The following is a 25,366-nucleotide window of genomic DNA, read 5'->3' on the forward strand; positions in this document are numbered from 1 at the left end:
ACAACAGGCAAATAGCCCATTGTCATATTGACGCTCTAGGAGAGATTCGAACTCCCGACCTGCAGTTTAGGAAACTGCTGCACTATCCGCTGTGCTACTAGAGCTTTTCGTATGTATATAGTAGCTCTGATGATCAATATTTTCAAGCGCTTTGTATTAAAGCCCTCCAAAAACTTTATACGCGGCTCTTGTCGTATCTTCATCAATACCGATATACCGCATTGTAATCGAGGGTGATGAATGATTCAGTATTCTCTGCAGCTCGGCGATGTCTTTTGTCCGCTGATAAAAATGGTAGCCGAACGTTTTCCGGAGCGTATGCGTCCCTATCTCCTCAAGTCCGCACGCCGCCGCGGCCTCTCTTAAAATTCTGTAGGCCTGAATGCGGGAAATCGGCTTCCTGGTCCGGAGAGACTTAAATAGATATTCGTTTTCTTTCATGTCTTTCGTATACTCGTATATTTCGTGTTTCAGCGATTCTAAAATCAGAATCTTCCTTTTCTTTTTCGTTTTGCTTTCCGTCGCCCATAAATGATCTTTATTTTTCACGTCCTTCACTTGCAGTGGCAGAATATCAGAAATACGGAGCGCGCTGTTGATGCCGAAAATAAATAAAAAGTAATCCCGTTTATTTTTGTTCAGCAAATACTGTTTTACTTGTTGGATTTTCTCTAAACTGCGAATCGGCTGTACAATATGCATCAAAAAACTCCTTAAAAACGGTTATGTAACGTTTTGAGGCTTATGTTACTATTATAGCTGAAAAACCTTGAAAGTCAAAGTCTGGCGGCATTTATGTAACATAATATACATAGTGTTACATAAGGGATTAAATAGCTTTCCAAAAACCCTCTCCCTATTAAAATGCGTTAAAACGCCCATATAAAGCTTTTGCCCCATTTGATACTTATTACTCTAACGTCTGTTTAAAAACCTCTTAGAACAAAATCTGAGGATTCCATTTTTCTGGCACTTCTAAAAAAACATGCAAAAAAAAGACACAATTTGAAATTGTGTCCTAATCCTCATCCTTCACATCAATATCTTCCGGGATCGGTTCATTTAATATTTCCTGCACGAGCGCTTTGTAATTTTCCAGCTGTTCGAGATGCGTTTTGAACTGCTCCTTAAAAATCAAAAATTGCTCACCGTCATGAACCGCTCTGATTTTTCCTTCAAGCACCAAGCTTTTGATATAATCCTCTGGGAGATTTGTATATTCTGCTGTTTCTTCAATCGTTAAATACATATAGCAGTCCTTTCTTCATCCGTATGCTGATTCTAATATAGCACAAGGCTCATACCAATATAATCATTTTCGCTCAGAAAAGCGGGAGAATGTTCTATATAATATACCATTTGTCACTTGTGAAAAAGCTGTGAATTTTTTACGCTAAGATTGTAACATAACAGCTTCATATAGGAGGGAGAACATGAAAAGAACGGTGAACGTCTGTTTAACAGCTCTGCTTAGTGTTCTGTTAGTCGCTGGAAGTGTCCCTTTTCAGGCGGAAGCTAAAAAACCGCCCAAAAGCTATGATGAGTACAAGCAAGTAGATGTTGGGAACGACGGCATGGTGGCCACGGCGCATCCTCTCGCTTCGGAAATTGGTGCTGATGTACTGAAAAAAGGGGGAAATGCCATTGACGCGGCGGTCGCCATTCAATTTGCGCTCAATGTAACAGAGCCGATGATGTCAGGTATTGGCGGCGGCGGTTTTATGATGGTGTATGATGAAAAAACAAAGGATACAACCATCATTGACAGCCGTGAACGTGCTCCAGCAGGCGCAACTCCTGATATGTTTCTTGATGAAGACGGCAAAGCGATTCCCTTCTCTGAACGCGTGACAAAAGGCACTGCCGTCGGTGTTCCGGGTACGCTGAAAGGGCTGGAAGAAGCCTTGGAAAAATGGGGAACCCGTTCAATGAAGCAATTAATCACCCCTTCTATCAAACTCGCTGATAAAGGCTTTCCGATTGATTCGGTGTTGGCGGATGCCATTTCTGATTATCAGGAAAAACTGTCACGGACTGCCGCAAAAGATGTATTTTTGCCAAATGGCGAGCCTCTTAAAGAAGGCGATACATTGATTCAAAAGGATTTGGCAAAAACGTTTAAGCTTATTCGCTCAAAAGGCACTGACGCTTTTTATGAAGGGAAATTTGCCAAAGCGCTTTCTGACACAGTACAGGATTTCGGCGGATCAATGACGAAAAAAGATTTAGAAAATTACGACATTACAATCGATGAACCGATTTGGGGAGATTATCAAGGCTATCAAATCGCCACTACCCCTCCTCCAAGCTCCGGCGGTATTTTCTTATTGCAAATGCTGAAAATACTAGATGATTTTAACCTTTCACAATACGATGTCCGCTCATGGGAAAAATATCAGCTGCTTGCCGAGACGATGCATTTGTCTTATGCCGACCGTGCATCTTACGCAGGTGATCCCGAATTTGTAAACGTTCCTCTCAAAGGCCTGCTTCATCCCGATTATATTAAAGAACGCCAGCAGTTAATCAGCCTAGACCAAGTGAATAAAAAGCCAAAAGCCGGCGACCCTTGGAAATACCAAGAAGGATCGGCAAACTATAAGCAAGTCGAACAGCCGAAAGACAAAGCAGAAGGCCAAACAACCCACTTTACAGTTGCTGACCGCTGGGGAAATGTTGTGTCCTATACAACGACAATTGAACAGCTATTCGGAACAGGCATTATGGTCCCTGATTACGGGGTCATTTTAAACAATGAATTAACGGATTTTGATGCGGTGCCAGGCGGAGCTAATGAAGTACAGCCGAACAAGCGGCCTTTAAGCAGCATGACTCCGACGATTTTATTTAAGGATGACAAGCCCGTCCTCACCGTCGGATCTCCCGGCGGGGCTACCATTATCTCATCTGTATTGCAAACCATTCTTTATCACATCGAATACGGCATGGAATTAAAAGCAGCTGTTGAAGAGCCGAGAATTTACACAAACAGCATGAGCTCCTACCGCTACGAAGATGGAGTTCCTGAAGATGTCCTCAGCAAACTAAACGGCATGGACCACAAATTCGGCAAAAGCCCGGTTGATATCGGAAACGTGCAAAGCATTTCGATCGACCATGAAAACGGCACCTTTAAAGGCGTAGCTGATTCAAGCAGAAACGGCGCGGCGATCGGCATTAATTTAAAACGGAAATAAAACAAAAAAAACTGTACTCGGTTCACATGAGTACAGTTTTTTTGTACAGACCTTTATGTCCTGCCTCATGCCTGATAATCGCAGCGCAACAGGCTTCACTTCTTCATTTCGTCTACCTCATCCATAAATCTCTGAAACGCATTCGTAATAAAAAAGTCTTTCCTATATATAAATACAATCTCTAAGTCTTGATACGCCGCTGGCAGCTGATGAATCCATACATTCGTACGTTGCTCGTAGCAGTCGACAGCGGACTTAGGGAGCAGCGCCGTACCCAGACCGGCGGATACTCCTCTTACAATGGCTTCCAATGTGCCAAACTCTATGATTTTTTGATGTTGAACGCCTGCTTCCTCCAGCAATCTTTTGACCCTGGTGCGATGAGAACAGCCGGCTCCAAAAAAGAGCATCGGCTGCCGAAGCATGTCTTCTGCCGTCCCCTCCCGTGATGAAATCAAAACCAATTCATCGCGGGAAACAGGGATTTGTCTGATATCCGTGTGCTCAACCGGTCCGTATACAAAAGCGCCATCAACCTTATGATCTAGAACCTGTTGTATCAAATTGTGCGTATCAGCTGTGTTCACTGATAAATCAACTTCAGGAAAACGCCTAAGAAAGGAGGCCGCATGCTCGGGCAGATGCGTTACCGCCGTTGTTTCTAGCGATCCGATCCGCAACGGCCCTTTCGGCTGCTGGCTCATCTGTGCCGATTTTTCAGCTTCGTTTAACAGCGCTAGTACTTGATCAGCATATTGTAAAAGATTTTCTCCGGCAACGGTCAGCTTCATTCCGCGATTCGTTCGATGAAAAAGCCTGGTGTTCAAATCTTCCTCAAGGTTATGTATTCTGGCTGTCACATTCGATTGTACATAATTCAGCATTTGCGCTGCTTTCGTTATGCTTCCTTCACGGGCAACAGCCTGAAAAATCTTTAAATCTCCGCTTTCCACGGGCTCTCACCTTCTTGCTATGATTAAAAGTGATATCAGCTATCATTTTTGTTCATTTTACTTGAAGAAAACCGCTATGTAAAATATGTAAAGATATAAAACTACAATTCAATTAGGAGGCAGACAGCATGAAAGCAGCAATTCACAACGGAAAAGCAGGGCTTCAAGGGTTATCAGTTCAAGACATTCCGTCAAAAAAACCCGGATACGGACAGGTAAAAGTAAAAGTAAAATCTGCAGGTCTAAACCATCGCGATCTGTTTTTGATGAATAACAAATCTGAACAAGATCCTCATATAATACTGGGTTCTGACGGCGCCGGTATTATTGAAGAGGTTGGTGAAGGCGTCAAAAACACAGCTGTTCAAACAGAAGTCATCATTTTCCCGACATTGAACTGGGATTTGACAGTGAATGTACCGCCTGTTCCAGAGATTTTGGGAGGACCTTCTGACGGAACGCTTGCTGAATACGTGATCATCCCTTCGCAAAACGTATTCAAAAAACCTGCATATTTATCCTGGGAAGAAGCAGGCGTTTTGTCTTTATCCGCTTTAACCGCATATCGGGCCCTGTTTACAAAAGCGCGATTGAAAAAAGGCGAGCATCTCTTGATTCCCGGCATCGGCAGCGGAGTTGCAACCTACGCTTTATTCATGGCTAAAGCGATCGGAGCGACAGTAAGCGTGACATCCCGCAGTGAGGAGAAAAGAAAAAAAGCGCTCCATCTAGGTGCTGATTATGCTTTTAACAGCTATAGCAATTGGGATGAACAGTTGCAGGGAGAAACGGCTGATGTTGTTCTTGACAGCATAGGCCCCGCCCTCTTTTCAGAATATTTCCGCCATGTAAAACCGAACAGCCGTATTGTCAGCTTCGGAGCAAGCTCAGGGGACGATCTCCATTTTCCGGTTCGTTCTTTATTCTTTCCTCAGATCAATGTATTGGGGACCTCAATGGGAAGCTGTGAAGAATTTCACGATATGCTTGCTTTCATTGCAAAACACAAGCTTCGCCCTGTAATTGATCGCACATATCCTTTAGAAAAAGCGTTTGAAGCATATACGAGAATGCAGGAAGGCAGACAGTTTGGAAACATCGGAATCGTGATGGAATAAAAAAGAAACCGGCTGATATACAGACCGGTTTCTCTTATATATGATAATCCCCTTTATTTACGGTAGAACTGAACTCCCCATCAAATATCGATCCACTTCGCGCGCCACTTCACGGCCTTCATTAATCGCCCATACGATTAAACTTTGGCCTCTTCTTGCATCCCCTGCGGCAAATATGCCATCGATATTTGTTTGATAATCCCCATATGTTGCACTGATTTTGTTATTTACAGAATCAACACCGAACTGTTTCAACAGCGGCTGTTCTGTGCCTTCAAAGCCGATAGCGATGAAGACAAGCTGAGCAGGCCATACTTTTTCCGTTCCGGGCAGCTCGCGGAACTCGTATTTTCCGTGCTCATTTTTCACTTTTTCCATTTGGATGGTATGGAGCTCTTTTAGCTGGCCATTTTTATCCGCAACCATTTTTTTCGTTTGAATGGAGTATTCTCTCGGATCTCTTCCGAATTTTGCTTCTGCTTCTTCATACGCATATTCAAGCGTAAAGACGTGCGGCTGTTCCGGCCATAGATTGTCATTCGTGCGGGCCGGCGGAAGTTTCGGGTGTTTGCCGAATTGGTGTACGCTTTTGGCTTTTTGTCGCAGAGCAGTAGCGACACAGTCAGCTCCTGTATCCCCGCCTCCAATTACGATGACATCTTTCCCTTTGGCATCAATAAATTTCTTGTCTTTAAAGTTAGAATCTAAATAGCTTTTTGTCGCAAGTGTCAGGTAGTCCATCGCGTAATGGACTCCTTTGGAATCGCGCCCTTCAATTAATAGATCCCGCTGTTTCTGCGCACCTGTGCACAGAATCACAGCGTCAAATTGCTCCTTCAGCTCATCAGCTGTAATGTCAACGCCGATTTCTGTGTTTGTGACAAAATCAATTCCTTCTTGTGTCAGCAATTTAACCCGGCGTTCTACAATGCCTTTCTCAAGCTTCATGTTCGGAATGCCGTATGTTAAAAGGCCCCCCGCTCTGTCTGAGCGTTCAAACACAGTGACGGAATGCCCCGCTTGATTCAGCTGATCAGCACTCGCCAGTCCGGCCGGGCCTGACCCAACGACGGCCACTTTTTTGCCTGTTCGTTTTTTAGGAATTCTAGGCTGAATCCAGCCGTTCTCAAATCCTTTGTCAATGATTGCCCTTTCGATGTTTTTAATGGATACGGCTGGGTCTGAAATCGCTAATGTACATGATCCTTCACAAGGAGCGGGGCATACCCGCCCTGTGAATTCAGGAAAGTTGTTTGTTTTCAAAAGGCGTTCTAACGCTTCTTTCCATCTGCCCCGGTAGACAAGATCATTCCATTCAGGAATTAAGTTGTAAATCGGACAGCCGGATGTAAATCCGTTAATGTCCGCACCGATCTGGCAAAACGGTGTACCGCAATCCATACACCGCGCCCCCTGCCGTTTCGATGCTTCTTCTGAAAAAGGAGCAGAATACTCTTTCCAATCCTTTAAGCGAGTGAGAGGGTCCCGCTCAGCAGGTTTTTCTCGTTTGATTTCCATAAATCCAGTTGGTTTCCCCATGTTCCTCTCCCCTTCCTTACTGTACTATCGCTTGTTTTTGTCCCGATGACGCTGTATTCTGCTTTGGCTTCGTGTTGGCTTCAAATGCGTACATGACAGCTTCTTCATCTGATAAGCCTGCAGCTTTTTGCTCTTCTATGCTTGCGAGCATTTGTTTGTAGTTTTTCGGAATGACTTTGACGAATTTTTTTACACTGTCTTCCCAATGATCAAGCAGGCTTGCCGCTTTTTGGCTGTTTGTATACGCAGCATGTTTTTCAAGCATTGCTTTGATTTGCTCAATTTCTTTTTCATCCTCTAATGATTCAAATAAAATCATCTCAAGGTTGCATTTGCGTTTAAACGCTTTTACGTTTTCGGCGAGAACGTAAGCGATTCCGCCGGACATACCTGCAGCGAAGTTTTTGCCTACATCACCGAGTACGACAACACTGCCGCCAGTCATGTATTCACAGCCGTGGTCGCCAATGCCCTCTACCACCACGTTCACACCGCTGTTCCGAACGGCAAAACGTTCACCCGCACGTCCGTTAATATATGCTTCTCCGCTTGTCGCGCCGTAGAAAGCTACGTTGCCGATAATGACGTTGTCATCTGAAGCGGAATTGAATCCTTCCGGTGATTTGACGATGATTTTTCCGCCAGAAAGCCCTTTTCCGACATAATCATTTGAGTCCCCGTCTAAATAAAGCGTCATCCCTTTAGGAACGAAGGCTCCAAAGCTTTGTCCTGCTGATCCGGTAAACTGCAGCTTGATCGTATCTTCCGGAAGCCCTTTTTCACCATAACGTTTTGAAATTTCACTTCCTGTTATCGTTCCGGCTACACGGTTTGTATTGTTGATTTCGATAGAAACTTCCGCTTCTTTTCCAGACTCGATGGCTTCTTGTACGGCCGGGAGAATCGCTGTAATATCAAGTGATTGATCAATTTTATGATTTTGCGGCGATTGGAACGTCCGTACACCTTCAGGCTGATAAAGAAGGGTAGACAAATCAAGCTGGCTTGCTTTCCAATGTCCCTTTGCCCGTTCACTTACATGAAGGGCGTCCGTGCGCCCGATCATTTCATCAAATGTCTTGAAGCCTAACGCAGCCATGTACTCACGAACTTCTTCAGCAATGAACAGCATATAGTTCACAATATGATCAGGATCGCCCATGAATTTTTTGCGAAGCTCTGGATTTTGTGTCGCTACTCCGACAGGACATGTATCCAAATGGCAGGCGCGCATCATGACACAGCCGAGTACAACTAACGGAGCCGTTGCGAAACCGAATTCTTCGGCGCCGAGCAAGGCCGCCATCACAACGTCACGGCCTGTCATGAGCTTTCCGTCTGTTTCTAATACAACACGGTCACGAAGCCCGTTTAACATTAACGTTTGATGTGCTTCGGCGAGACCAAGCTCCCACGGAAGCCCTGTATGTTTAATACTGGTTTTCGGAGAGGCACCTGTCCCCCCGTCGTAACCGCTGATCACAATGACATCTGCAGTCGCTTTGGCAACACCTGCAGCGATTGTGCCTACACCTGCTTTTGATACCAGCTTTACGCTGATTCTTGCGTCACGGTTGGCATTTTTTAAATCATGGATCAGCTGAGCTAAATCCTCAATCGAATAAATATCGTGGTGCGGAGGCGGCGAGATTAATCCGACTCCTGGCGTTGACCCGCGGACATCGGCAACCCAAGGATACACCTTGTTGCCAGGCAGCTGCCCGCCTTCCCCCGGCTTTGCGCCTTGCGCCATTTTAATCTGCAGTTCATCCGCATTGACGAGGTAATGGCTTTTGACACCGAAACGTCCGGAGGCAATTTGTTTGATCGCGCTTCTTCTGTCATCGCCGTTTTTATCTGGAACAAAGCGTTTCGGATCTTCTCCGCCCTCACCGCTGTTGCTTTTTCCGCCAAGACGGTTCATCGCGATAGCTAAAGCTTCGTGCGCTTCTTTGCTCAAAGATCCAAATGACATTGCCCCTGTTTTAAAGCGTTTAACAATCGATTCAGCGGATTCGACTTCCTCTAATTTCAGAGGCTTGCGGTCTCCGTCAAATGCGAACAAGTTCCGTAAAAATCCAATGCGCTCTTCATCTGCCGCTTTTGTATATTGTTTAAACAGATTGTAATCATTTCTTCGGCACGCCCATTGCAAGGTATGAATCGTTTTCGGGTTAAACGCGTGATGCTCTCCGCCGTTTCTCCATTGGAAGTCACTTCCTGGTTCAAGCGTTTTGCTGTAATCATCCTGATACGCTTCTTGGTGGCGGCGCTGCGCTTCTTCCGCAATTGTTTTTAAGTCGATGCCGCCGAGCTGTGATGCAGTTCCTGTGAAATAACGGTCAATCACTTCACGGCTGATTCCTACCGCCTCAAAAATTTGAGCGCCTCTGTAGCTTTGTACAGTTGAAATCCCCATTTTGGACATGACTTTTACGACGCCTTCAGTAATGCTTTTTCCATATTTACTGACCGCTTCTTCATAGCTGATATCCAAACGGCCTTCATCAATTTCCTGTTTGTAGGTCGCATACGCCAGATAAGGATTAATCGCATCCGCGCCATAACCGATTAATGCTGCAAAGTGATGCACTTCACGCGCTTCTCCTGATTCCACAATAATGCTGACTTTCGTACGCAGCCCCTTGCGGATTAAATGCTGATGCAGCGCACTGACTGCCAGCAGCGGCGGAATTGGTGTCAGGCGTTCATTCATCTTTTTGTCTGATAAAATTAACAAGCTTACACCTTGGCTGATGGCTTTCTCTGCCTGTGTGAACATGTCCTTTAATCCGCGTTCAATATCCTCAGAGAACAGCACATCGATTTTTTGGCTTTTTAAATCAGGATGAACAATCGTTTTCAATGCGTAAAATTGTTCATTGGATAAAACAGGAGTATACAATTTAATCCGGCGAACGTTTCGCTCACTCGGGTGAAGAAGATCGCCTTCTGCACCGAGCCATGTCATTGTAGATGTCACAAGTTGCTCACGGATCGCATCGATTGGCGGGTTCGTTACTTGTGCAAACAACTGCTTGAAGTAGTTAAACAGTGATTGCGCGCGATCTGACAGAACAGCAAGAGGCGAGTCATTCCCCATTGAACCGAGAGGATCTTTGCCTTCTTTAATGACAGGAATTAAATATTTTTGGATATCTTCATATGTGTATCCGAATGCCTTCTGGCGAGTAAGGAGATCTGTAAACTGTTCTTCCTCTCTTGATTCCGGATCAGGATTCACTTGGACAAGCTCTTCTTCAAGCCATTTTTGATACGGGTACTCAGTTGCAATTTGTGTTTTGACTTCTTCATCCGAGATAATCCGGCCTTCTTCCAGGTCAATTAAAAGCATTTTTCCAGGCTCAAGACGGTTTTTATATAAAACGTTCTCCTGTTCAACGTCAATAACGCCCACTTCAGATGAGAAAATAATATAATCATCTTTTGTTACATAATAACGTGCAGGGCGAAGACCATTCCGGTCAAGGATAGCACCGATTTGTTTTCCGTCAGTAAATGAAATAGCTGTCGGTCCGTCCCACGGCTCCATTAAGGAACTATGGTACTCGTAGAACGCTCTTTTTTCCTTGGACATATGCGTATTTTCCGTCCACGGCTCAGGGATGAGCATCATTGCTGTATGTGCCGGCTTGCGTCCAGCCATTACAAAAAATTCAAATGCGTTATCTAAAATGGAAGAGTCACTGCCGTCAGCATTCAGAATCGGCAGAATCTTGTTTAAGTCCTCACCGAAGCTTTCTGATACAAATTGCTGTTCACGCGCGCTCATCCAGTTGATGTTTCCACGAAGGGTGTTAATTTCCCCGTTATGAACCAAATACCGGTTTGGATGCGCTCTTTCCCATGTAGGGAATGTGTTGGTGCTGAAGCGTGAATGAACAAGCGCAAAAGCAGAAACGAATGCTTCATCTTGCAGATCAGAATAAAACGCATCAACTTGTTCAGGTGTTAAAAGGCCTTTGTAAACAATGGTCTGGCTTGAAAGACTGGCAAAATAAAAATCAAGACCTTCCGTTACTCCCCAGTTTTCAGCTTGTTTACGAATGACATACAATTTTCGTTCAAAAGACAAATTGTCCTTCAGATCAGAACTTGCACCGATAAACACCTGGCGGACAAACGGACAGCTTTTTTGCGCCACTGTTCCGATTTTTCCGACATTTACAGGTACAGTTCTCCATCCAAGAACGGCTTGGCCTTCTTGTTCAATCAGTGCATTGATTTGCTTTTCGATTTTTTTTCTTTCATCTTCCTTCTGTGAGAAAAAGACCATTCCTACCCCGTAACGTCCTTTTTCCGGCAGATTGATGTCTTTGCACTTTTTTCTAAAGAAAGCATCAGGGATTTGAACCAGTAAGCCGGCTCCGTCTCCTGTATCCGGGTCACTGCCTTGGCCTCCTCTGTGGTCTAGCTGGCAAAGCATCTTAAGCCCTTGTTTGACGATGTTATGAGTCTGCTTGCCCTTTAAGTGCGCATATAGGCCGATTCCGCATGCATCATGTTCAAATTCAGGACGGTAGAGACCTTGAGCTTTTGGCATTTGATTGTACGTCATAATTCCTCTCCCCCGATCAATTTCCGATAATACCGGTCATAAAATCTAACAACTCTATAATTATTGTAGGTTTTCAAAACGATATAAACAATATATAATTTAGATCAAAAGAATCTCAAAATGAGATAGATGGATGTGAGACAAACATGGAGCTGCGCCAACTGCGCTATTTTATGGAGGTGGCTGAACGTGAACACGTTTCAGAAGCCGCTGATCATTTGCATGTGGCCCAATCAGCAATCAGCAGACAAATTGCAAATCTTGAAGAAGAATTAAATGTGACTTTATTTGAGCGCGAAGGGAGAAATATCAAACTCACGCCGATCGGAAAAGAATTTTTAATTCATGTGAAAACAGCAATGAAAGCCATCGATTATGCGAAAGAACAAATTGATGAGTATCTCGACCCGCATCGCGGAACGGTAAAGATCGGCTTTCCTACAAGCCTTGCGAGCCAGCTTTTGCCGACTGTCATTTCAGCATTTAAAGAAGAATATCCGCACGTCGAATTTTTGCTGCGCCAAGGCTCCTACAAGTTTCTGATTGAGGCTGTCAGAACCCGCGATATTGATCTGGCCTTATTAGGACCGGTGCCGACGAATTTTCCAGACATAACAGGAAAAATTTTATTCACAGAAAAAATTTACGCGCTAGTTCCATTAAATCATCCGCTTGCCAAACAAAAAACGGTGCATTTAATCGATTTGCGCAACGACCAATTTGTATTGTTCCCGGAAGGATTTGTGCTTAGAAAAATGGCAATCGATGCTTGTAAGCAAGCCGGCTTTGCTCCTCTCGTATCTACGGAAGGTGAGGATTTGGATGCCATCAAAGGATTGGTATCCGCAGGAATGGGCGTTACCCTTCTGCCGGAAAGCACGTTTGCAGAAACGACACCTCGTTTTACTGTGAAAATTCCAATTGAGTTCCCTCAAGTAAAACGAACTGTCGGAATCATTAAACCGAAAAAGAGAGAGCTTGCGCCGTCTGCGAATGACTTTTATGAGTTTGTCATTCAATTCTTCTCTAAGCTGGAGCAGTATCAATAAAAAAATGAACCCGAGCTTCTATTAGAAGCTTCGGGTTTTTTGCTGCAAATTAATTTGCAGGCAAAGATAAATCTACATGGCACACAAATGCTTCCTGATCAATCACAGCTTTGTTTAACAGCTCTTCCTTTTTTTCATGTTCTTGAAGCTGTACAGAAGAATAATTGACGATTCCGAGCCCGATTTCTGCCCCTTCTGAATCCATCAGGCGAACAACCGATCCGCTTTTGAACTTTCCTTTAATCTCCTGTACACCGTCCAGATATAAACTCGATTGGCCGTTTGTTACTTTTCGTGAATAATCATCTGATAAAATCATTTCACCTTCCGGGCCGGAATTAAAAGCGATCCACTGCTCCTTATGATTCAGCGGAAGCGTTCCCTCTGCTTCAAAATAGGTGCCTTCCGCCTCTTCATGAACGGCCTGATATAAAATGTCGCCGGCATCTGCCTGACCAAGAAAGCCTTTAATGCCGGATGCCATTACGATTTTAAACGCATCAAGCTTAGAGCGCATGCCGCCGGTACCGACGACGCTGCCAGGGTCACCTGCGCACGCTTCGATGTCAGGCGTTATCTCACTCACCCGCTGTATCCTTTTCGCTTCTGGATTTGCGCGCGGATTGCCGTCATATAATCCGTCGATATCTGATAAAATCACAAGCATATCTGCATCAATTAATCCGGCGACTTTTGCTGCGAGTGTATCATTGTCCCCAAACTTGAGCCGATTGACGGTCACTGTATCATTTTCATTTATGATCGGGATGATACCGCGTTCGAGCAGTACATTCATAGTATTTCGGACATTGTTATATCGATGTTCATCAGAAAAATCGCTTCTCGTAATCAAAATTTGGGATGCGACATAGCCGTGTGCTAAAAACAGCTTTGAATAAGCTTCCATCAGCAGGCCCTGGCCGATTGAAGCTGATGCTTGTTTTTCCGGAAGCTTCTCTGGTCTTCGGATAAATCCGAGCTTCCGATATCCCGCCGCCACTGCGCCTGAGGAAACCAAAATCACTTCATATCCTGCGTCTTTGAGTTTGACGACCTGATCGACCAACGCTTCTAATTTTCGAATGCTGATTTCTCCATGAAAGCTTGTTAATGAACTGCTTCCAATCTTCACAACGATTCTTTTCATGTTTGTATCAGGCGTCACTTTATCACTCCTGATAGTGCGGCCGCTGTTTTTTCGATATCGTCGCTGATTTCCTTTGAGCGCTTAGCGGCATGCTTAATCGCTTGAGAAATCGCTTCTCCGCCGCCGCTCTTTTGCAATGCTTGCAGCCCTGCAGCTGTCGTTCCATTCGGTGATGTGACGTTGTCTCTTAAGACCTCAGGCTGTTCTCCTGTTTCCATGAGCATTTTTGCGGCACCTAAAAGCGTCTGTGCGCCGATGCTGCGTGATAACTGTTTATCGAGGCCCGCTTCCTCGCCTGTCTTTTCAATGAATTCCATTAAATAATAAAAATACGCGGGGCCGCTGCCGGCAATTCCGGTGAATATGTCCATTTGATTTTCTTGGATTGTATAGACTTCACCCATGCATCCGAGCAATTCTTCGGCCAGCTTTTTCAGGTCTTCTGACACATACTTGCCAAGTGCAATGGCAGTTGCAGAAGCGCCGATCATACTGGATGTGTTGGGCATCACCCTGACAACCGGCTGTTGATTAAGCAATGATTGTTCAATAAAAGAGGTGGTTATGCCGGCAAGGACCGACAATATTAATTGATGGGGTTGAATACGTGTTTTTAGTGATGACAGAGCGCTTTCGGCGTCTTTTGGCTTCATTGCCAAAATAAGTACATCCATGTCTTCAATACATATGTCACTCGGCGCAGCGCCTTTGATTCCATATTGAAGTTCGAGTTCAGCTAATCGCTCTGTATTGCTGCGGTTTGTAACGCAGATGTTTTGTTTCGGGATTTTGTTGGCACGGACGATACCTGATATCATTCCTTCCGCCATAGATCCTGCTCCTATAAAGGCTACTTTCTTTTGATCAAAGATCGGTAACATCTCCTTTGTTCGCTTTTTGTTCGCATTTTCACACGTTTAAAATGTTACCACGTGAGGAAATGATGTCAAGTTTGAAGGTCATCATTGATGTGTATTGTTTCTTTTCGACAATTATGTATAATGAATAGCAGAAAAAACCCGATGCACACTGCTGCGCCGGGTGTTCGTTTCTATTAAAAATTATCTGAGAGCGCTTTTTCAATCAGTTTTTTGCAGCGGTCCAGTTCAACCTTCAGCTGTTTTTTATATAGTTTGGCAGCTTCGTAATCTTTAAATTGATAGAGGACGACTTCCTGGAGCTTAGCCCCTTCTTTTTTTACTTTGATTTGCTTTAATATTCCGTCATCAAGAAGCTCATGCAAAGACCGGTATACTTCTGTATGATTCGGTTTAAAACCAATCTCTTTAAATTCAGACCGAAGCACTTCAAGCAGTTTTAATCCGTAGAGCCTCTCTTGCTCTGTCATTGTTATCATATAAAGTTTCAAAAAAGCGCGCTGTTTAACTAAAAAGCCGGTTGAACTTCTTTTTTCCTCTTTCACTATATTCACTCCTTCTTCTGTCAACTGAGAACACTATGTACTAAATATTCAATTTTAATCTATCGGTTTCCTCCTTTATATTAGGGCCTGATATTCAAAAAAATTAGTGTTAGCTGTTTATAATGTGGAACGGATTATAAAACAAAAGTGAACATTTGGTACATAGTTCATTTAGTTTTATTATAGCGTTTTTCACTGTTTTCTTCAAATTTCCTGGTTTTCGAGTATGCATATACCAGAGCGGATCGCATTCAAATAAAAAAGCCTGTCGCAAGACAGGCTTCTCGTTTTTTTTACGGATTTGTTGACCATAATCCCGCTGTTTTGATGAAAATTCGCGGATCTAATTTCAATTGTGCCACCATATATTCAGCAAGATCCTCTGGCTGCATCACCTTTTCAGGATTACCGTCTGTTAAGTTCAGTTCGATAGACATATCACTAGCAACAGTGCTCGGTGTTAACGCGCTGACTCTGATATTGTGCTTTCTCACTTCTTGCATAAGAGACTCTGTTAACCCAAGAACCGCAAATTTAGAAGCACTGTAAGCGCTTGTCACCGCTGCTCCTCTTTGGCCCGCTGTAGATGAAATATTAATGATGTCTCCGGCTTTGCGTTCGATCATTTCCGGAAGCACCGCGCGAGTCACGTGGTACACACCCATTAGGTTGACATTTATAATATTTTCCCACTCGTCAGCTGACAGGTCTAAGAAACCGCCAAATTTGCTGATTCCGGCGTTATTAATGAGGATGTCAATATCACCAAGCTGTTCTTTCACTTGAGCTACAGCTTGATTAACCTGCTCGGCATCTTTTACATCTGCAGTGGCAAATGCAGCTTTTACACCAAGCGCTTTGACTTCTTCAGCCACTTTTTCAACATTTGCGGCAGTCCGGCCGATTAACCCGATATTGACGCCTTCTTTCGCAAGAGCAAGAGCTGTAGCGCGGCCGATCCCTCTGCCTCCGCCTGTGATAAGAGCGGTTTTATTTTGTAAATTTTGCAATTGAAGCACCCTTTCTTTGTTTACCTATGTACGATATCACATTATAAGTAGAATAAATCCAATACGCAAATCAAACGAACTGTGCAATCATCATTTCTTTGGATTAAAAAAGCGAAAACAGGGTAATGACAAAAGAAAAAGGAGTGAACATATGGTTATTGTGTATATCAGTCTGGCAGTATTGGCTATTTCTATCATTTTCTTAGGGTGTAATGTGATCCAAAACAAGAAAAAAATAGATCCCGCACTAAAGGAGCTCACTTCTGTTACGCAGGCTATGCAAAAACAAGTCGAAGGATTAAAAACGGAAGCGCAGCTGCTGACGCAAAAACAAAAGAAGATTCAGCAGGATGTTCAAATGAAAAAAAACGCCTTTCAGCAGACAACAGCTGAAGTGAAAGAAGTGCCCCAAGCAGTCAAAGAGGTGTGGCAGGCAGGACATTTGAATAGCAGATAAAGATGAATGAGATCCCGTTGTTACGATTAGAATGGACAATGGGATCTCATTTTTGAGGAGGCTTACATATGATTATAAACCGCAGCTGCTTAGAGGAGTTCGCAGAGAAAATACATTCTCTTCCTTCTTCTCTTACAAAGTCCGATTTACTTACTGATCCATTTCGTCTTCATCAAGAAAACGACCTTGACATCTACTATTCACCTCATAATGAATATATCAACCGGGATGCCTCGATTGTGATTGCCGGAATCACGCCAGGTTTTTCCCAGATGAAAACAGCGTACGAAACAGCCGCAGAAAGCCTGCGGCAGGGCCGATCTCTTGAGCAAATGGCGGTAGATACGAAAAAAGCGGCGGGTCTCTCCGGTTCGATGAGGCATAACCTTATTACCATGCTGGATTCATGCGGGCTGCCGCAAGCTTTAGAGATCCAAAGCGCTGCACAGCTTTTTGGAGACTTGCGGCATATGCTTCATACTACTTCCATTATCAAATATCATGTTTTCTTTCAGCAAAAAAACTATACCGGATACAGACCGGCCATCACTCATTCTCCTATCCTAAAGCACCTATGCTTTTGGGCACTTCCCTGCGGAGCTCAATAAAGTGACAGGACCGGCTCTTCTTATTCCGCTTGGAAAAGCAGCCGAAACAGTCTGTGGAACATTGATCACCCGGCACAGCCTCCGGAACTTTTTCTGCCTTCATGGCTTCCCCCATCCATCAGGCGCGAACGGCCATCGTTTGAAACAATTCAGCAAAAACAAAGAGCAATTAGAAAGACAAATTCATTCCTTCGCTTCCTCAGTTTTGGATTCACTATAGAAAAGAGGAAATATAAGGGATATGATAAACAAAAACACAAACTTTAGGAGTGGTTGAATGTTTCCTGTATTAGAAACGGATCGGCTTACACTTAGGCAAATGACAGATCAAGATGCAGAAGCCATTTTTGCTTGCTTTTCAAGCGATGAAGTGACACGCTATTACGGGCTTGAAAACATGAAATCTATCGAAGAAGCTATTTCAATGATTCAAACGTTTGCCGCTCTTTATCAAGAAAAACGCGGTATACGGTGGGGATTAGAAAGAAGAGACACCAAAGAATTAATCGGGACAATCGGCTTTCACGCTTTGGCCAAAAAGCATAGGCGTGCAGAGATCGGCTACGAAATCATCCCTGCGCATTGGCAAAACGGATTTGCATCAGAAGCCATTTCAGAGGCTGTATCATACGGGTTTGCTTCTCTTGGCCTGACGCGTATTGGCGCAGTTGTATTTACCCAAAATGAAGCATCAAATCGACTGCTCGTCAAAATGGGATTCCAAAAAGAAGGCGTCTTAAGACAGTACATGTATCAAAATGGAATCCCTTATGATACAAATGTATATTCTATTTTAAAATCAAGCGAATGAACGGACGGCATTCTCTCAATCTGTATGTACATTCCCTTCTCTTTAAAATGTCCGATTCATGACCTGCACAAGTTATGACACCTTAATTCTCGATCACCAACTTCCATATTTTAACAGAATAAAAAGATGCATAGCGGCCTATGCATCTCTTGTTCGTTCTCCCCCTATTCATAAATCCCTTTATTGGTCCTTCTTCTTGTGATAAAACCTCCAAGGAAACAAAACACAGCTGACCACATCAAAATATAGACAACCTGAGTTTTGTATCCCCACATTGTATGCCCCATTTCTACCCCGTGAATGAAAGTCATATACGCTTTTTGCGGCAGTATCGCACAAAGCGCATTCAACAACAGATGATGCGGAGCAAAAGAAAGAAAACAGCCTGACAATACACATGTGACCACACTGATACCGCTTGACACCAAACTGATATTTCGGTCCATCACAGAAGCCATAAAGATAGCGAATCCTGTTGCAAGTATGATTAGAACACCCAGTAGCCCAGCAAGAATGTCCAAACGAAAACCAATTTCAGCATGGAAGAATACTTTAGTAATGACGATGGCCAAGTAAGTGGGTATGTAAAGACATAAAAACGTAAAGATAAACTGAACAAGCAAATATTTCCCCACATGTACGGGAGACACCAAAATCCTTCTAAAGGTTTTGAGCATCCGGTCTTCTGGATATAACGAAGCTAATGCCACACCTTGCACCAAGACAAGCATTACGATAAAGCCTAATATATTCGTTCCTGTGCCCCTTTCAGTCCTTAATTTGTCCTCTCCCTGGTAGCCGCCTGGCATTTTTCCAGTTTCAAAAAATTGCTGAATCATCTTTTGATCCGCTTTACTTTTCAAAGTGGTCACTTTGTATTCGCGTTGATTTTTTTCTACAATAGCCGTATATTTCCCTAACACCAGATCAGAAAACTTCGGCTTCTGATGTACCGCCACCACTCTAAATGCAGAGTCACTCGGCATATGCTGCACGTTGTCCTGCTCTGTTACAAAAGCGATCGTTTCTTTGGAAACCGGCTTTCCGGAAAACATAATCGCAACACCAATCATCAGGGGAATAATGATCACTGCAATGATGATAATCGCTTTTTTGGTCAAGATTCGCTCCCACCTGTTTTGAAATAAACTCAGCATACATATCCCTCCGGCTTACATAGAACATGCGAAACGGCAATACAAATGATTGAAGCAAATAATAGTCCTGACATAACAGGCAGCAGCATACTGAAATCGTGATCATAAATAAGACGAAATGAACACTCTGTTACCCATTTAACCGGAGAAAAAAGCGATATATGATTGACGGCATCTCCAAATCTATGAATCCCGAAAAATACGCCGCCAAAGAAAATAAAAAAAGCGATCGGGATTTGCATGATCCCATTTGCCTGTTCTTCATTTTTGAACAAACAGCAAAACATTGTGCCAAAACAACAGCCAAAAAATAAAAATACATACAATAAGAGTATGAAATACGGAAGATGGTGTCCGCCAAAGTTCAAATGAAAAATCGTCTGGGCGATCAACACATTCACACTGTACATAATGACACTGAATATCCAGGTTGATAGCAATTTAGAAAGATAAATACCGGTTGTCGAAACGGGCGCATATACAATGCGGAGGTTTGCTTTCTTCACCTTTTCCTCCATAAACGCATTAGAGGCAGTCATAGCGATCAGAGCTGCAGCAAAAATTATCATATTCACACCGTAATAATCATACGAACTGACCCCGCCTGCCCCAAAGCTGTTTTTCGTCACAAAGCCCATGACCAGAATGAGAACGAAAGGAAAGGCCGTATTGGCGATCACAAGAACCGGATTCCTTACAATATTCATAAAATCAAACGTTATCAATTTTAACAAACTCATTTTGCTCTCCTAATCTCTTAAATTTCTTCCCGTCAGCTCTAAAAATACTGTTTCTAACGACGTCTCTTGTTTGTTCATGCTTAGGATGCTGCAGCCTTGGGCACTCAATTCTGTTATGATCTCACTCAGGTGATCCTGGTTTTGCTGAACGGTCACTTGTAGTTGATGGTCAGAGAAATCAACTCCTGTCACTCCTGTGATTTCCCTAATTGAATTTTTATTTAATGACTGAACACGCGTCAGCTGAAAAGCATATGTCATTTCTTTATTCACTTCTCTGTACAGCTCTTCTTTTGTTCCATTGGCAATGATTCTTCCTTCATTCATGATCATAATGCGATCTGCAATAGCCTCGACTTCTTCCATATAGTGGGTCGAGTAAATAATGCTCGCGCCTCTTGTTTTCAGCTCTTTTATCGATTCCAAAATGTGATGCCGGGATTGCGGATCGATTCCTACTGTGGGCTCGTCCATGATAATCAATTTCGGCTGATGGGCAATGGCACACGCGATGTTTAATCTTCTTTTCATTCCGCCTGAAAACGTCTTAGGCTTGTCATCTTTCCGGTCATATAGCTGTACGAGCTCCAAAGCCTCTTTGACTCGGGCTTTCAGTTCTTCTCCTTTAAGAGAATAAAGACTCGCAAAAAAACGAACATTTTTCTCAGCGGAAATCTCCTCATAAATCGCGATATCTTGAGGCACAACCCCGATGCCTTTCTTCATTTCCTTTGACCCCTTTTTCACATTGTGGCCCAATATTGTCACGTTTCCGGAACTGGCCGACAATACCCCGGATAACATATGAATGGTGGTGCTTTTCCCTGCACCATTTGGACCTAACAAGCCAAGCACTTCCCCCTCTCTCACTTCAAACGAAATCCCATTTACCGCAGTTTTGTTTCCGTACTGCATTTTCAAATCTTTTACTGCCGCCACGTTGTTCATACATTTCTCCTTTTTACATTCTCCGTTTTGCGAATTCCTGCAATAAATTTGTTTTCAAATCGTCCCGATTCTGTTCAATGTCAAAATCAGCAGCGTTTTCTTCAAAACCATCCTGTTCTTCTCCGTCAAAACTGTACAGTTTCTTCAATAAAATCCACAATGTTTCCAGCTCTTCCGTCGAAAACCCTTTAAATAGATCGGCCATAAAGTATACCGCTTTTTCACCGCATTCGTCCATGACGCGCTTTCCTGAATTTGTAATCTTCACATTAACTGCACGCTTGTCACGTTTACTTGGTACAGTAGTGACATAACCTCTTTTTTCAATGCCGCTGACAAGCCTGTTAATGTTTTGTTTTGAAGTGCCTAATTTTTTTGCGATGTTGTTAAATGTCGTTTCCTCCTCCGGTAAATGCAGTATGGCAACCATCGTCATAAATTGTCTTGACGTTAAACTTTCATAATAATCGTCCCCGCGTGATTGGATTTTGTTTAAAACAGAAAAAAGTGTTGCGTAAGACTGCTGCATTAAAAATAAATCTTTCAGTTCTTTAGAATAATCCATGATGTTCCCTCCTGAATAGACAATATATTGTCTATAACATCATAACACCTCTTGATTAATTGTCAACATATTGTCTATTTTTCTTAAGAAAAGTTTGTCAGCTTCTTCGACTATACAAAAGACGAAAAGCGCCCCTGAAACAGGGCGCTTTCTGATTAAGATGCATATTGAGGAGATGTTTCCTCCTGTACCGCTTTTTCCTCAGGTATATGAATGCATTTCGTCATGACCGCACTTGCAAGGTAAAGGACCGCAAAGATCCAGACGACGCCTTGTGCCCCGACGAGACCGATGAACAGCCAAGCGAGCGCAGGACCGACAAACGCTGATAAACCTGCAGCCAAATTCAATACAGACATGGCAGCTCCTTTGTCTTTTCCGGCCACCGTCGGCACAATTGCACCAATTGGCACATAGCCTGCCAGCAAACCTCCCCAAATAAAGCCGATCACACTGACAACCGCTAAACTTCCTCCGGAGAAAACAGGTGCATAATATAAGAGGACGGTGAAAATGCCGCAGCCGACTCCGCCGAACCAAATAACGGTATTTTTCCAGCCGAATTTATCACCTACAATTCCAAAGATGAGGTTAAACACAATGTTCCCCAGAAAAATCGTTCCCCAAATTTGCAGCCACACGTTAGTTGAAATTCCGTGCTGAGCCATATGCATCGGCAAAAAGACTGGGAAACCATATGTACCAATGCTGTTGATGATTCTGATGATTCCGCCTGTAAGCACACGCGGGTTCGTAAAAAGAATGGTAACTCCTTTTAAGAGCTCCTCGGTTGTTTCTGATCGCTTTCTTTTCTTCTTTTCAAAACGGTCTTTATTGATAAACAATGCGAAGAATGCACCGAGACATACCCAGAATATAGAGCTCCAAAGCGTATTCAAATAACCGAACGCTTTGATCGCGTAGCTTGAGTACCATGCGCCGAACACAAACATGCCCAGGCAATATGCAATCCAAAACCAGCCGACAGCAGTGCTCAGTTTGTTTTGCGGTGTTCGGTAAATGACCCATGTCAAGAAAGAATAAGCAAAAAGCGGGTAGCCTAACCCTTTTACGAAGTAAGTCACATACATCACAGGAAGGTTCAGCTGTTCAAACCCAAACACGATAAAGGCGGCTGTACCGATCACATAAAACAACAGCCCCATAAACATCGTCCGTTTTGCGCCAAATGCTTCAAGACATACACCCGAAAACCAGGACGCGATAGCAAGCGCAATTCCGTAAATGCTAAAAATTGAAGCGGATTGCTGAACAGTAAGACCGTTTTCGATCAGAAAAGGACTGAGCCAGCCTTGTTCAAGCCCGTCTCCCATCATAAACAAAACAACCCCTAAAAACCCCCAGACAAGCCGCTTCGGTATTCCAATTTTATCTAACATATCTGTCTCCTCCTTAGATGCTTAAGTCAATTGCAGTATTACCTTGTTAAAGCTAGAAATGAGATCATTCCTCAAAACAGCAGCAAATGCCTTATACCGGCACTTTGCTTTTTGCCGCTGAAAAAAAGCGCTGTGTTTGCTTCCATTCCTCATATAAAGCCAGTTCTACCTGACAGTCCTGCGGTTCGATCACCCGGACATTTGCTGACATCTCTTCCGTCAATTGAAAGGTTTCATTGCAAACGACTGCAGCGCCAACGACGGATGCCTGATGATATCCCTCTTGAACATAGATTTTTTTCTGAAGAAGGTCCGCAATATACTGAGTGAGCGCTTGACTTTGGAATCCTCCTCCGCACACCCAAACGTAGTCACGTTCAAACGAAGTAACCTCCGTTAAAATGTCAAAGTTCCATTTGATCGAAAATGCGATCTCTTGCAGCGCCGCACGTACAAAATGCGCTCTCTTTAAATTTGCTGAAAGCGGGGCGTCAAAAAGAAAACCGCCTCTCGTTAACGCATTCTTTTCTATCGATAAATAAGAACCGAGAGCCGCCACACATGCATTGTCTTCATGAGCAAGTGCAGATATCTCTTCCTCCATTACTTCATACGATTCATTCGGATAAAAAATCTGTTTTAATTTTTGATAATTCAAGCCGGTAATTCCCGGATTCGTTTCCACAAGCCATTGTTCCTGATCTGTATGGCAGTTCAGCCAGGCTTTATGTTTTGTGTCGTCAAGTTCAGCAGTAATTTTGGTGATTGGTGTTGTTGTCCCTGATACGATGACGATGTCCTTAAGCGCAGCTCCGGTGCTTTTCACAGCCAGCTGTGTATCCCCGCCACCAGCTATCACCTTTGCATGTATAGAAAGCCCTAATTCGGACGCATATTCATTTGTTATCGTTCCAATCATAGTTCCCGCTTTTACAAGAGGCGGAAGGATGGATGGAGAAAAGCCGAATGTGGCGCACATCTCTTCTGACCAAGTGCTTTGCTTCACGTCAAACAGCAGGGTTTCGGTTGCCTGCGATGGTTCATATGTCAAAATTCCGCTCAGCTGATACGTAACCCAATCACTGATGCTTGTAAAGCTTGCAGTCTTTTCCCATAAAGAGGGCTGACGCTGTTTTAAGCCATAAAGCTTGAGCGCAGAAAAAAGTGCGGTCGGCAGGCGCCCTGTGCGTCTATATATCTCTTCCTGATTGGGGATAATCTCCTCCCACTCTCGGCCTCGGTTATCAATGTTCGGCAGCCCGAGAAAAGAGTCGCCGTTTTGATCGACCAGAACAATCCCCTGTCTTTGACTCGTCGATGTCAAACCAATGATGTCAATATCACGCGAACGGGAAAGTGCACGTTTTGCCAATCTTATTACTTGCTTCCACAGCACCTGAGGAGAAAAATAACGGCTGTCAGGGTAAAGCGTCTCGGTGGAATACTCGATGTCCTCCCGTTCAACCGTTTGAACAATGCCCGCCACACTCACGACCGCTACCCTCGCATTGCCTGTGCCGATGTCGAAAACGAGATAGCCTTTTTGTTTTTTCACTCCATTAGCCCCCTTTCTTATACCTCTGTTTTGAGTTCATCTTTGTTATACAACGTCGAAATATTAAGCGTTTTTTCACCCTTCCACTTTTTGAGGGCTTTATTCAGGATCGTCACGTGATGATCCTCCACTTCAAAGGTTGCTCCAGCGAGATGCGGTGTTGCCAAAACATTAGGCAATGAGATCAATTCGTAATCCGGTTCTTCTGGAGGTTCATGATAAAAAACGTCTAAAATCGCTCCTCTGATTTTATGCTCTTTTAATACAGATAATAGATCTTCACGGTTTACCACAACCGCTCTTGACGTATTGACGAAAATCGCACTCTCTTTCATCAGATCAAAATACGCCCGATCAATAAGTCCCAGTGTTTCCTCAGTACGAGGCAGATGGACAGAAACAATATCACTGTCTGAAAATACCGTTTTAAGAGATACTTTCTCATATAGAGGATGGTCGTCTTGTACATATGGATCGTAAAACTTTACGTTACAGTCAAACGCAGTCAGCAGTTTTGCAATCCTTTGCCCAACTGCGCCGAACCCAACCATACCGACCGTTTTTCCCGTTAATTCATTTCCTTTAAATTTGACATATGCCTGCAAGTAATCGCTGTCCCATTTTCCATCCCTCAGCCATTGATTAGAGGTGCTGGTATGGCGAAGAAAGGAAATCACATTACCGATAAACATTTCAGCAACGGCTTGTGCATTCCGCCCGGGTGTATAGAAAACAGGTATCCCCCTTTTGGATGCTGCTGCCACATCCACATTGGAGGGCATTCCCCTGCACACCCCCACAAATGAAAGGTCTGGAACAGATGCAAATACGCTGTCTGTTACGTGATCAAGCTCAGTAACCAAGCCTATCGCATGTGTTTCTTTTAGCAGTTGAATGAGTTCATCTTCCCGGTATGCCCGGCCTTGTTCCTTCCAGGGGTGATAAGCAATCGAGCCGAACAATTTTTCAAGCTCTTTTCGTCCTTCTTCGTTGTACGGTGCTGTAACCAAAACCGTCATGGTGCAAAACATCCTTTTCATCATATTTTTTCATAAAAAAATCTCTTTCCGAAGATGGAAAGAGATTCATGTATAACCGTGCCCTGTTTAC

General features: G+C 43.7%; 21 protein-coding genes, 1 tRNA gene and 1 pseudogene. 6 read left to right on the forward strand and 17 right to left on the reverse strand.

Features of this window, described 5'->3' with window-relative positions; all coding sequences use genetic code 11:
* Nucleotides 1-31: 31 nt before the first annotated feature.
* The 3 genes from EFK13_RS10170 to EFK13_RS10180 form a co-directional block, all read right to left on the reverse strand.
* A tRNA-Arg gene (locus EFK13_RS10170) sits at nt 32-104 on the reverse strand.
* Between the two features lie 52 nt (nt 105-156).
* Nucleotides 157-702, reverse strand: coding sequence for a site-specific integrase (locus EFK13_RS10175; RefSeq protein ID WP_129505524.1), 546 nt, complete (start codon nt 700-702; stop codon nt 157-159).
* Nucleotides 703-1,018: 316 nt separating this feature from the next.
* A complete protein-coding gene (locus EFK13_RS10180) occupies nt 1,019-1,249 on the reverse strand; it encodes an excisionase family DNA-binding protein (protein ID WP_129505523.1) in 231 nt (76 codons plus the stop codon).
* A gap of 184 nt (nt 1,250-1,433) precedes the next feature.
* Between EFK13_RS10180 and ggt the strand changes: the two genes are divergently transcribed.
* Nucleotides 1,434-3,197, forward strand: a complete 1,764-nt coding sequence (gene ggt / locus EFK13_RS10185) for a gamma-glutamyltransferase (RefSeq protein ID WP_129505522.1) — start codon at nt 1,434-1,436, stop codon at nt 3,195-3,197.
* Between the two features lie 95 nt (nt 3,198-3,292).
* On the opposite strand, the gene yofA is transcribed toward ggt, so the two are convergent.
* Complete coding sequence (gene yofA, locus EFK13_RS10190; RefSeq protein ID WP_129505521.1) at nt 3,293-4,150, reverse strand: LysR family transcriptional regulator YofA; 858 nt, start codon at nt 4,148-4,150, stop codon at nt 3,293-3,295.
* Nucleotides 4,151-4,278: 128 nt separating this feature from the next.
* Here yofA and EFK13_RS10195 point away from each other — a divergent pair, with 128 nt between their 5' ends.
* Complete coding sequence (locus EFK13_RS10195; RefSeq protein ID WP_129505520.1) at nt 4,279-5,268, forward strand: zinc-binding dehydrogenase; 990 nt, start codon at nt 4,279-4,281, stop codon at nt 5,266-5,268.
* A 57-nt stretch (nt 5,269-5,325) separates the two neighbouring features.
* Here EFK13_RS10195 and gltD read toward each other — a convergent pair whose 3' ends face one another.
* On the reverse strand, nt 5,326-6,807 hold the full coding sequence (gene gltD / locus EFK13_RS10200; RefSeq protein ID WP_129505519.1) for a glutamate synthase small subunit: 1,482 nt from the start codon (nt 6,805-6,807) through the stop codon (nt 5,326-5,328).
* 16 nt (nt 6,808-6,823) lie between these two features.
* Nucleotides 6,824-11,386, reverse strand: a complete 4,563-nt coding sequence (gltB, locus tag EFK13_RS10205) for a glutamate synthase large subunit (RefSeq protein WP_129505518.1) — start codon at nt 11,384-11,386, stop codon at nt 6,824-6,826.
* Between the two features lie 146 nt (nt 11,387-11,532).
* On the opposite strand from gltB, the gene gltC reads away from it, so the two are divergent.
* Nucleotides 11,533-12,435, forward strand: coding sequence for a glutamate biosynthesis transcriptional regulator GltC (gltC, locus tag EFK13_RS10210; RefSeq protein ID WP_129505517.1), 903 nt, complete (start codon nt 11,533-11,535; stop codon nt 12,433-12,435).
* A 49-nt stretch (nt 12,436-12,484) separates the two neighbouring features.
* Here the strand turns inward: gltC and proB are convergent, their stop codons facing one another.
* The 4 genes from proB to EFK13_RS10230 all read right to left on the reverse strand — a co-directional run bounded on the left by proB (nt 12,485) and on the right by EFK13_RS10230 (nt 16,015).
* Nucleotides 12,485-13,600, reverse strand: a complete 1,116-nt coding sequence (proB, locus tag EFK13_RS10215) for a glutamate 5-kinase (protein ID WP_129505516.1) — start codon at nt 13,598-13,600, stop codon at nt 12,485-12,487.
* A complete protein-coding gene (proC, locus tag EFK13_RS10220; RefSeq protein WP_129505515.1) occupies nt 13,597-14,463 on the reverse strand; it encodes a pyrroline-5-carboxylate reductase in 867 nt (288 codons plus the stop codon). The genes proB and proC overlap by 4 nt, the downstream gene beginning before the upstream one ends.
* A gap of 173 nt (nt 14,464-14,636) precedes the next feature.
* Nucleotides 14,637-15,005 carry a replication termination protein gene (rtp, locus tag EFK13_RS10225; protein ID WP_003220337.1) on the reverse strand — a complete coding sequence of 123 codons (369 nt, stop codon included), beginning with the start codon at nt 15,003-15,005 and terminating at the stop codon, nt 14,637-14,639.
* Between the two features lie 293 nt (nt 15,006-15,298).
* Nucleotides 15,299-16,015 (reverse strand): 3-ketoacyl-ACP reductase, encoded by a 717-nt coding sequence (locus EFK13_RS10230; protein ID WP_129505514.1) that lies wholly within the window; start codon nt 16,013-16,015, stop codon nt 15,299-15,301.
* 151 nt (nt 16,016-16,166) lie between these two features.
* On the opposite strand from EFK13_RS10230, the gene EFK13_RS10235 reads away from it, so the two are divergent.
* The 3 genes and pseudogenes from EFK13_RS10235 (at nt 16,167) to EFK13_RS10245 (ending at nt 17,891) form a co-directional block, all read left to right on the forward strand.
* Nucleotides 16,167-16,472 carry a DUF948 domain-containing protein gene (locus tag EFK13_RS10235; protein WP_129505513.1) on the forward strand — a complete coding sequence of 102 codons (306 nt, stop codon included), beginning with the start codon at nt 16,167-16,169 and terminating at the stop codon, nt 16,470-16,472.
* Between the two features lie 68 nt (nt 16,473-16,540).
* A pseudogene (locus tag EFK13_RS10240) lies at nt 16,541-17,347 on the forward strand (hypothetical protein).
* 10 nt (nt 17,348-17,357) lie between these two features.
* Nucleotides 17,358-17,891 (forward strand): GNAT family N-acetyltransferase, encoded by a 534-nt coding sequence (locus tag EFK13_RS10245; RefSeq protein WP_129505512.1) that lies wholly within the window; start codon nt 17,358-17,360, stop codon nt 17,889-17,891.
* Between the two features lie 164 nt (nt 17,892-18,055).
* Here EFK13_RS10245 and EFK13_RS10250 read toward each other — a convergent pair whose 3' ends face one another.
* From EFK13_RS10250 to EFK13_RS10280, 7 genes are all read right to left on the reverse strand, one after another.
* The gene (locus EFK13_RS10250) at nt 18,056-19,048 is read right to left on the reverse strand and encodes an ABC transporter permease (protein ID WP_129505511.1); all 993 of its coding nucleotides are present in this window, start codon (nt 19,046-19,048) and stop codon (nt 18,056-18,058) included.
* Nucleotides 19,042-19,788, reverse strand: a complete 747-nt coding sequence (locus EFK13_RS10255) for an ABC transporter permease (RefSeq protein WP_129505510.1) — start codon at nt 19,786-19,788, stop codon at nt 19,042-19,044. Before EFK13_RS10255 ends, EFK13_RS10250 begins: the two co-directional genes overlap by 7 nt.
* 9 nt (nt 19,789-19,797) lie before the next feature.
* Nucleotides 19,798-20,736, reverse strand: a complete 939-nt coding sequence (locus tag EFK13_RS10260; protein WP_129505509.1) for an ABC transporter ATP-binding protein — start codon at nt 20,734-20,736, stop codon at nt 19,798-19,800.
* A gap of 13 nt (nt 20,737-20,749) precedes the next feature.
* On the reverse strand, nt 20,750-21,301 hold the full coding sequence (locus EFK13_RS10265) for a MarR family winged helix-turn-helix transcriptional regulator (RefSeq protein ID WP_129505508.1): 552 nt from the start codon (nt 21,299-21,301) through the stop codon (nt 20,750-20,752).
* Nucleotides 21,302-21,456: 155 nt separating this feature from the next.
* On the reverse strand, nt 21,457-22,701 hold the full coding sequence (locus tag EFK13_RS10270; RefSeq protein WP_129505507.1) for an MFS transporter: 1,245 nt from the start codon (nt 22,699-22,701) through the stop codon (nt 21,457-21,459).
* A 91-nt stretch (nt 22,702-22,792) separates the two neighbouring features.
* A complete protein-coding gene (locus tag EFK13_RS10275) occupies nt 22,793-24,256 on the reverse strand; it encodes an FGGY-family carbohydrate kinase (RefSeq protein ID WP_129505506.1) in 1,464 nt (487 codons plus the stop codon).
* A 17-nt stretch (nt 24,257-24,273) separates the two neighbouring features.
* Nucleotides 24,274-25,299, reverse strand: coding sequence for a 2-hydroxyacid dehydrogenase (locus EFK13_RS10280; protein ID WP_129505505.1), 1,026 nt, complete (start codon nt 25,297-25,299; stop codon nt 24,274-24,276).
* Nucleotides 25,300-25,366: the final 67 nt, after the last annotated feature.

The sequence above is a fragment of the Bacillus cabrialesii genome (assembly GCF_004124315.2).
GTDB lineage: Bacteria > Bacillota > Bacilli > Bacillales > Bacillaceae > Bacillus > Bacillus cabrialesii.

What these genes read in the sequence shown, in the direction of transcription:
- EFK13_RS10175 (WP_129505524.1), bottom strand. Translation starts at nt 702, where the DNA reads ATGCATATTGTACAGCCGATTCGCAGTTTAGAGAAAATCCAACAAGTA.
- EFK13_RS10180 (WP_129505523.1), bottom strand. Translation starts at nt 1,249, where the DNA reads ATGTATTTAACGATTGAAGAAACAGCAGAATATACAAATCTCCCAGAG.
- ggt (WP_129505522.1), top strand. Translation starts at nt 1,434, where the DNA reads ATGAAAAGAACGGTGAACGTCTGTTTAACAGCTCTGCTTAGTGTTCTG.
- EFK13_RS10195 (WP_129505520.1), top strand. Translation starts at nt 4,279, where the DNA reads ATGAAAGCAGCAATTCACAACGGAAAAGCAGGGCTTCAAGGGTTATCA.
- gltD (WP_129505519.1), bottom strand. Translation starts at nt 6,807, where the DNA reads ATGGGGAAACCAACTGGATTTATGGAAATCAAACGAGAAAAACCTGCT.
- gltB (WP_129505518.1), bottom strand. Translation starts at nt 11,386, where the DNA reads ATGACGTACAATCAAATGCCAAAAGCTCAAGGTCTCTACCGTCCTGAA.
- gltC (WP_129505517.1), top strand. Translation starts at nt 11,533, where the DNA reads ATGGAGCTGCGCCAACTGCGCTATTTTATGGAGGTGGCTGAACGTGAA.
- proC (WP_129505515.1), bottom strand. Translation starts at nt 14,463, where the DNA reads ATGTTACCGATCTTTGATCAAAAGAAAGTAGCCTTTATAGGAGCAGGA.
- EFK13_RS10235 (WP_129505513.1), top strand. Translation starts at nt 16,167, where the DNA reads ATGGTTATTGTGTATATCAGTCTGGCAGTATTGGCTATTTCTATCATT.
- EFK13_RS10245 (WP_129505512.1), top strand. Translation starts at nt 17,358, where the DNA reads ATGTTTCCTGTATTAGAAACGGATCGGCTTACACTTAGGCAAATGACA.
- EFK13_RS10250 (WP_129505511.1), bottom strand. Translation starts at nt 19,048, where the DNA reads ATGCTGAGTTTATTTCAAAACAGGTGGGAGCGAATCTTGACCAAAAAA.
- EFK13_RS10255 (WP_129505510.1), bottom strand. Translation starts at nt 19,788, where the DNA reads ATGAGTTTGTTAAAATTGATAACGTTTGATTTTATGAATATTGTAAGG.
- EFK13_RS10260 (WP_129505509.1), bottom strand. Translation starts at nt 20,736, where the DNA reads ATGAACAACGTGGCGGCAGTAAAAGATTTGAAAATGCAGTACGGAAAC.
- EFK13_RS10265 (WP_129505508.1), bottom strand. Translation starts at nt 21,301, where the DNA reads ATGGATTATTCTAAAGAACTGAAAGATTTATTTTTAATGCAGCAGTCT.
- EFK13_RS10270 (WP_129505507.1), bottom strand. Translation starts at nt 22,701, where the DNA reads ATGTTAGATAAAATTGGAATACCGAAGCGGCTTGTCTGGGGGTTTTTA.
- EFK13_RS10280 (WP_129505505.1), bottom strand. Translation starts at nt 25,299, where the DNA reads ATGATGAAAAGGATGTTTTGCACCATGACGGTTTTGGTTACAGCACCG.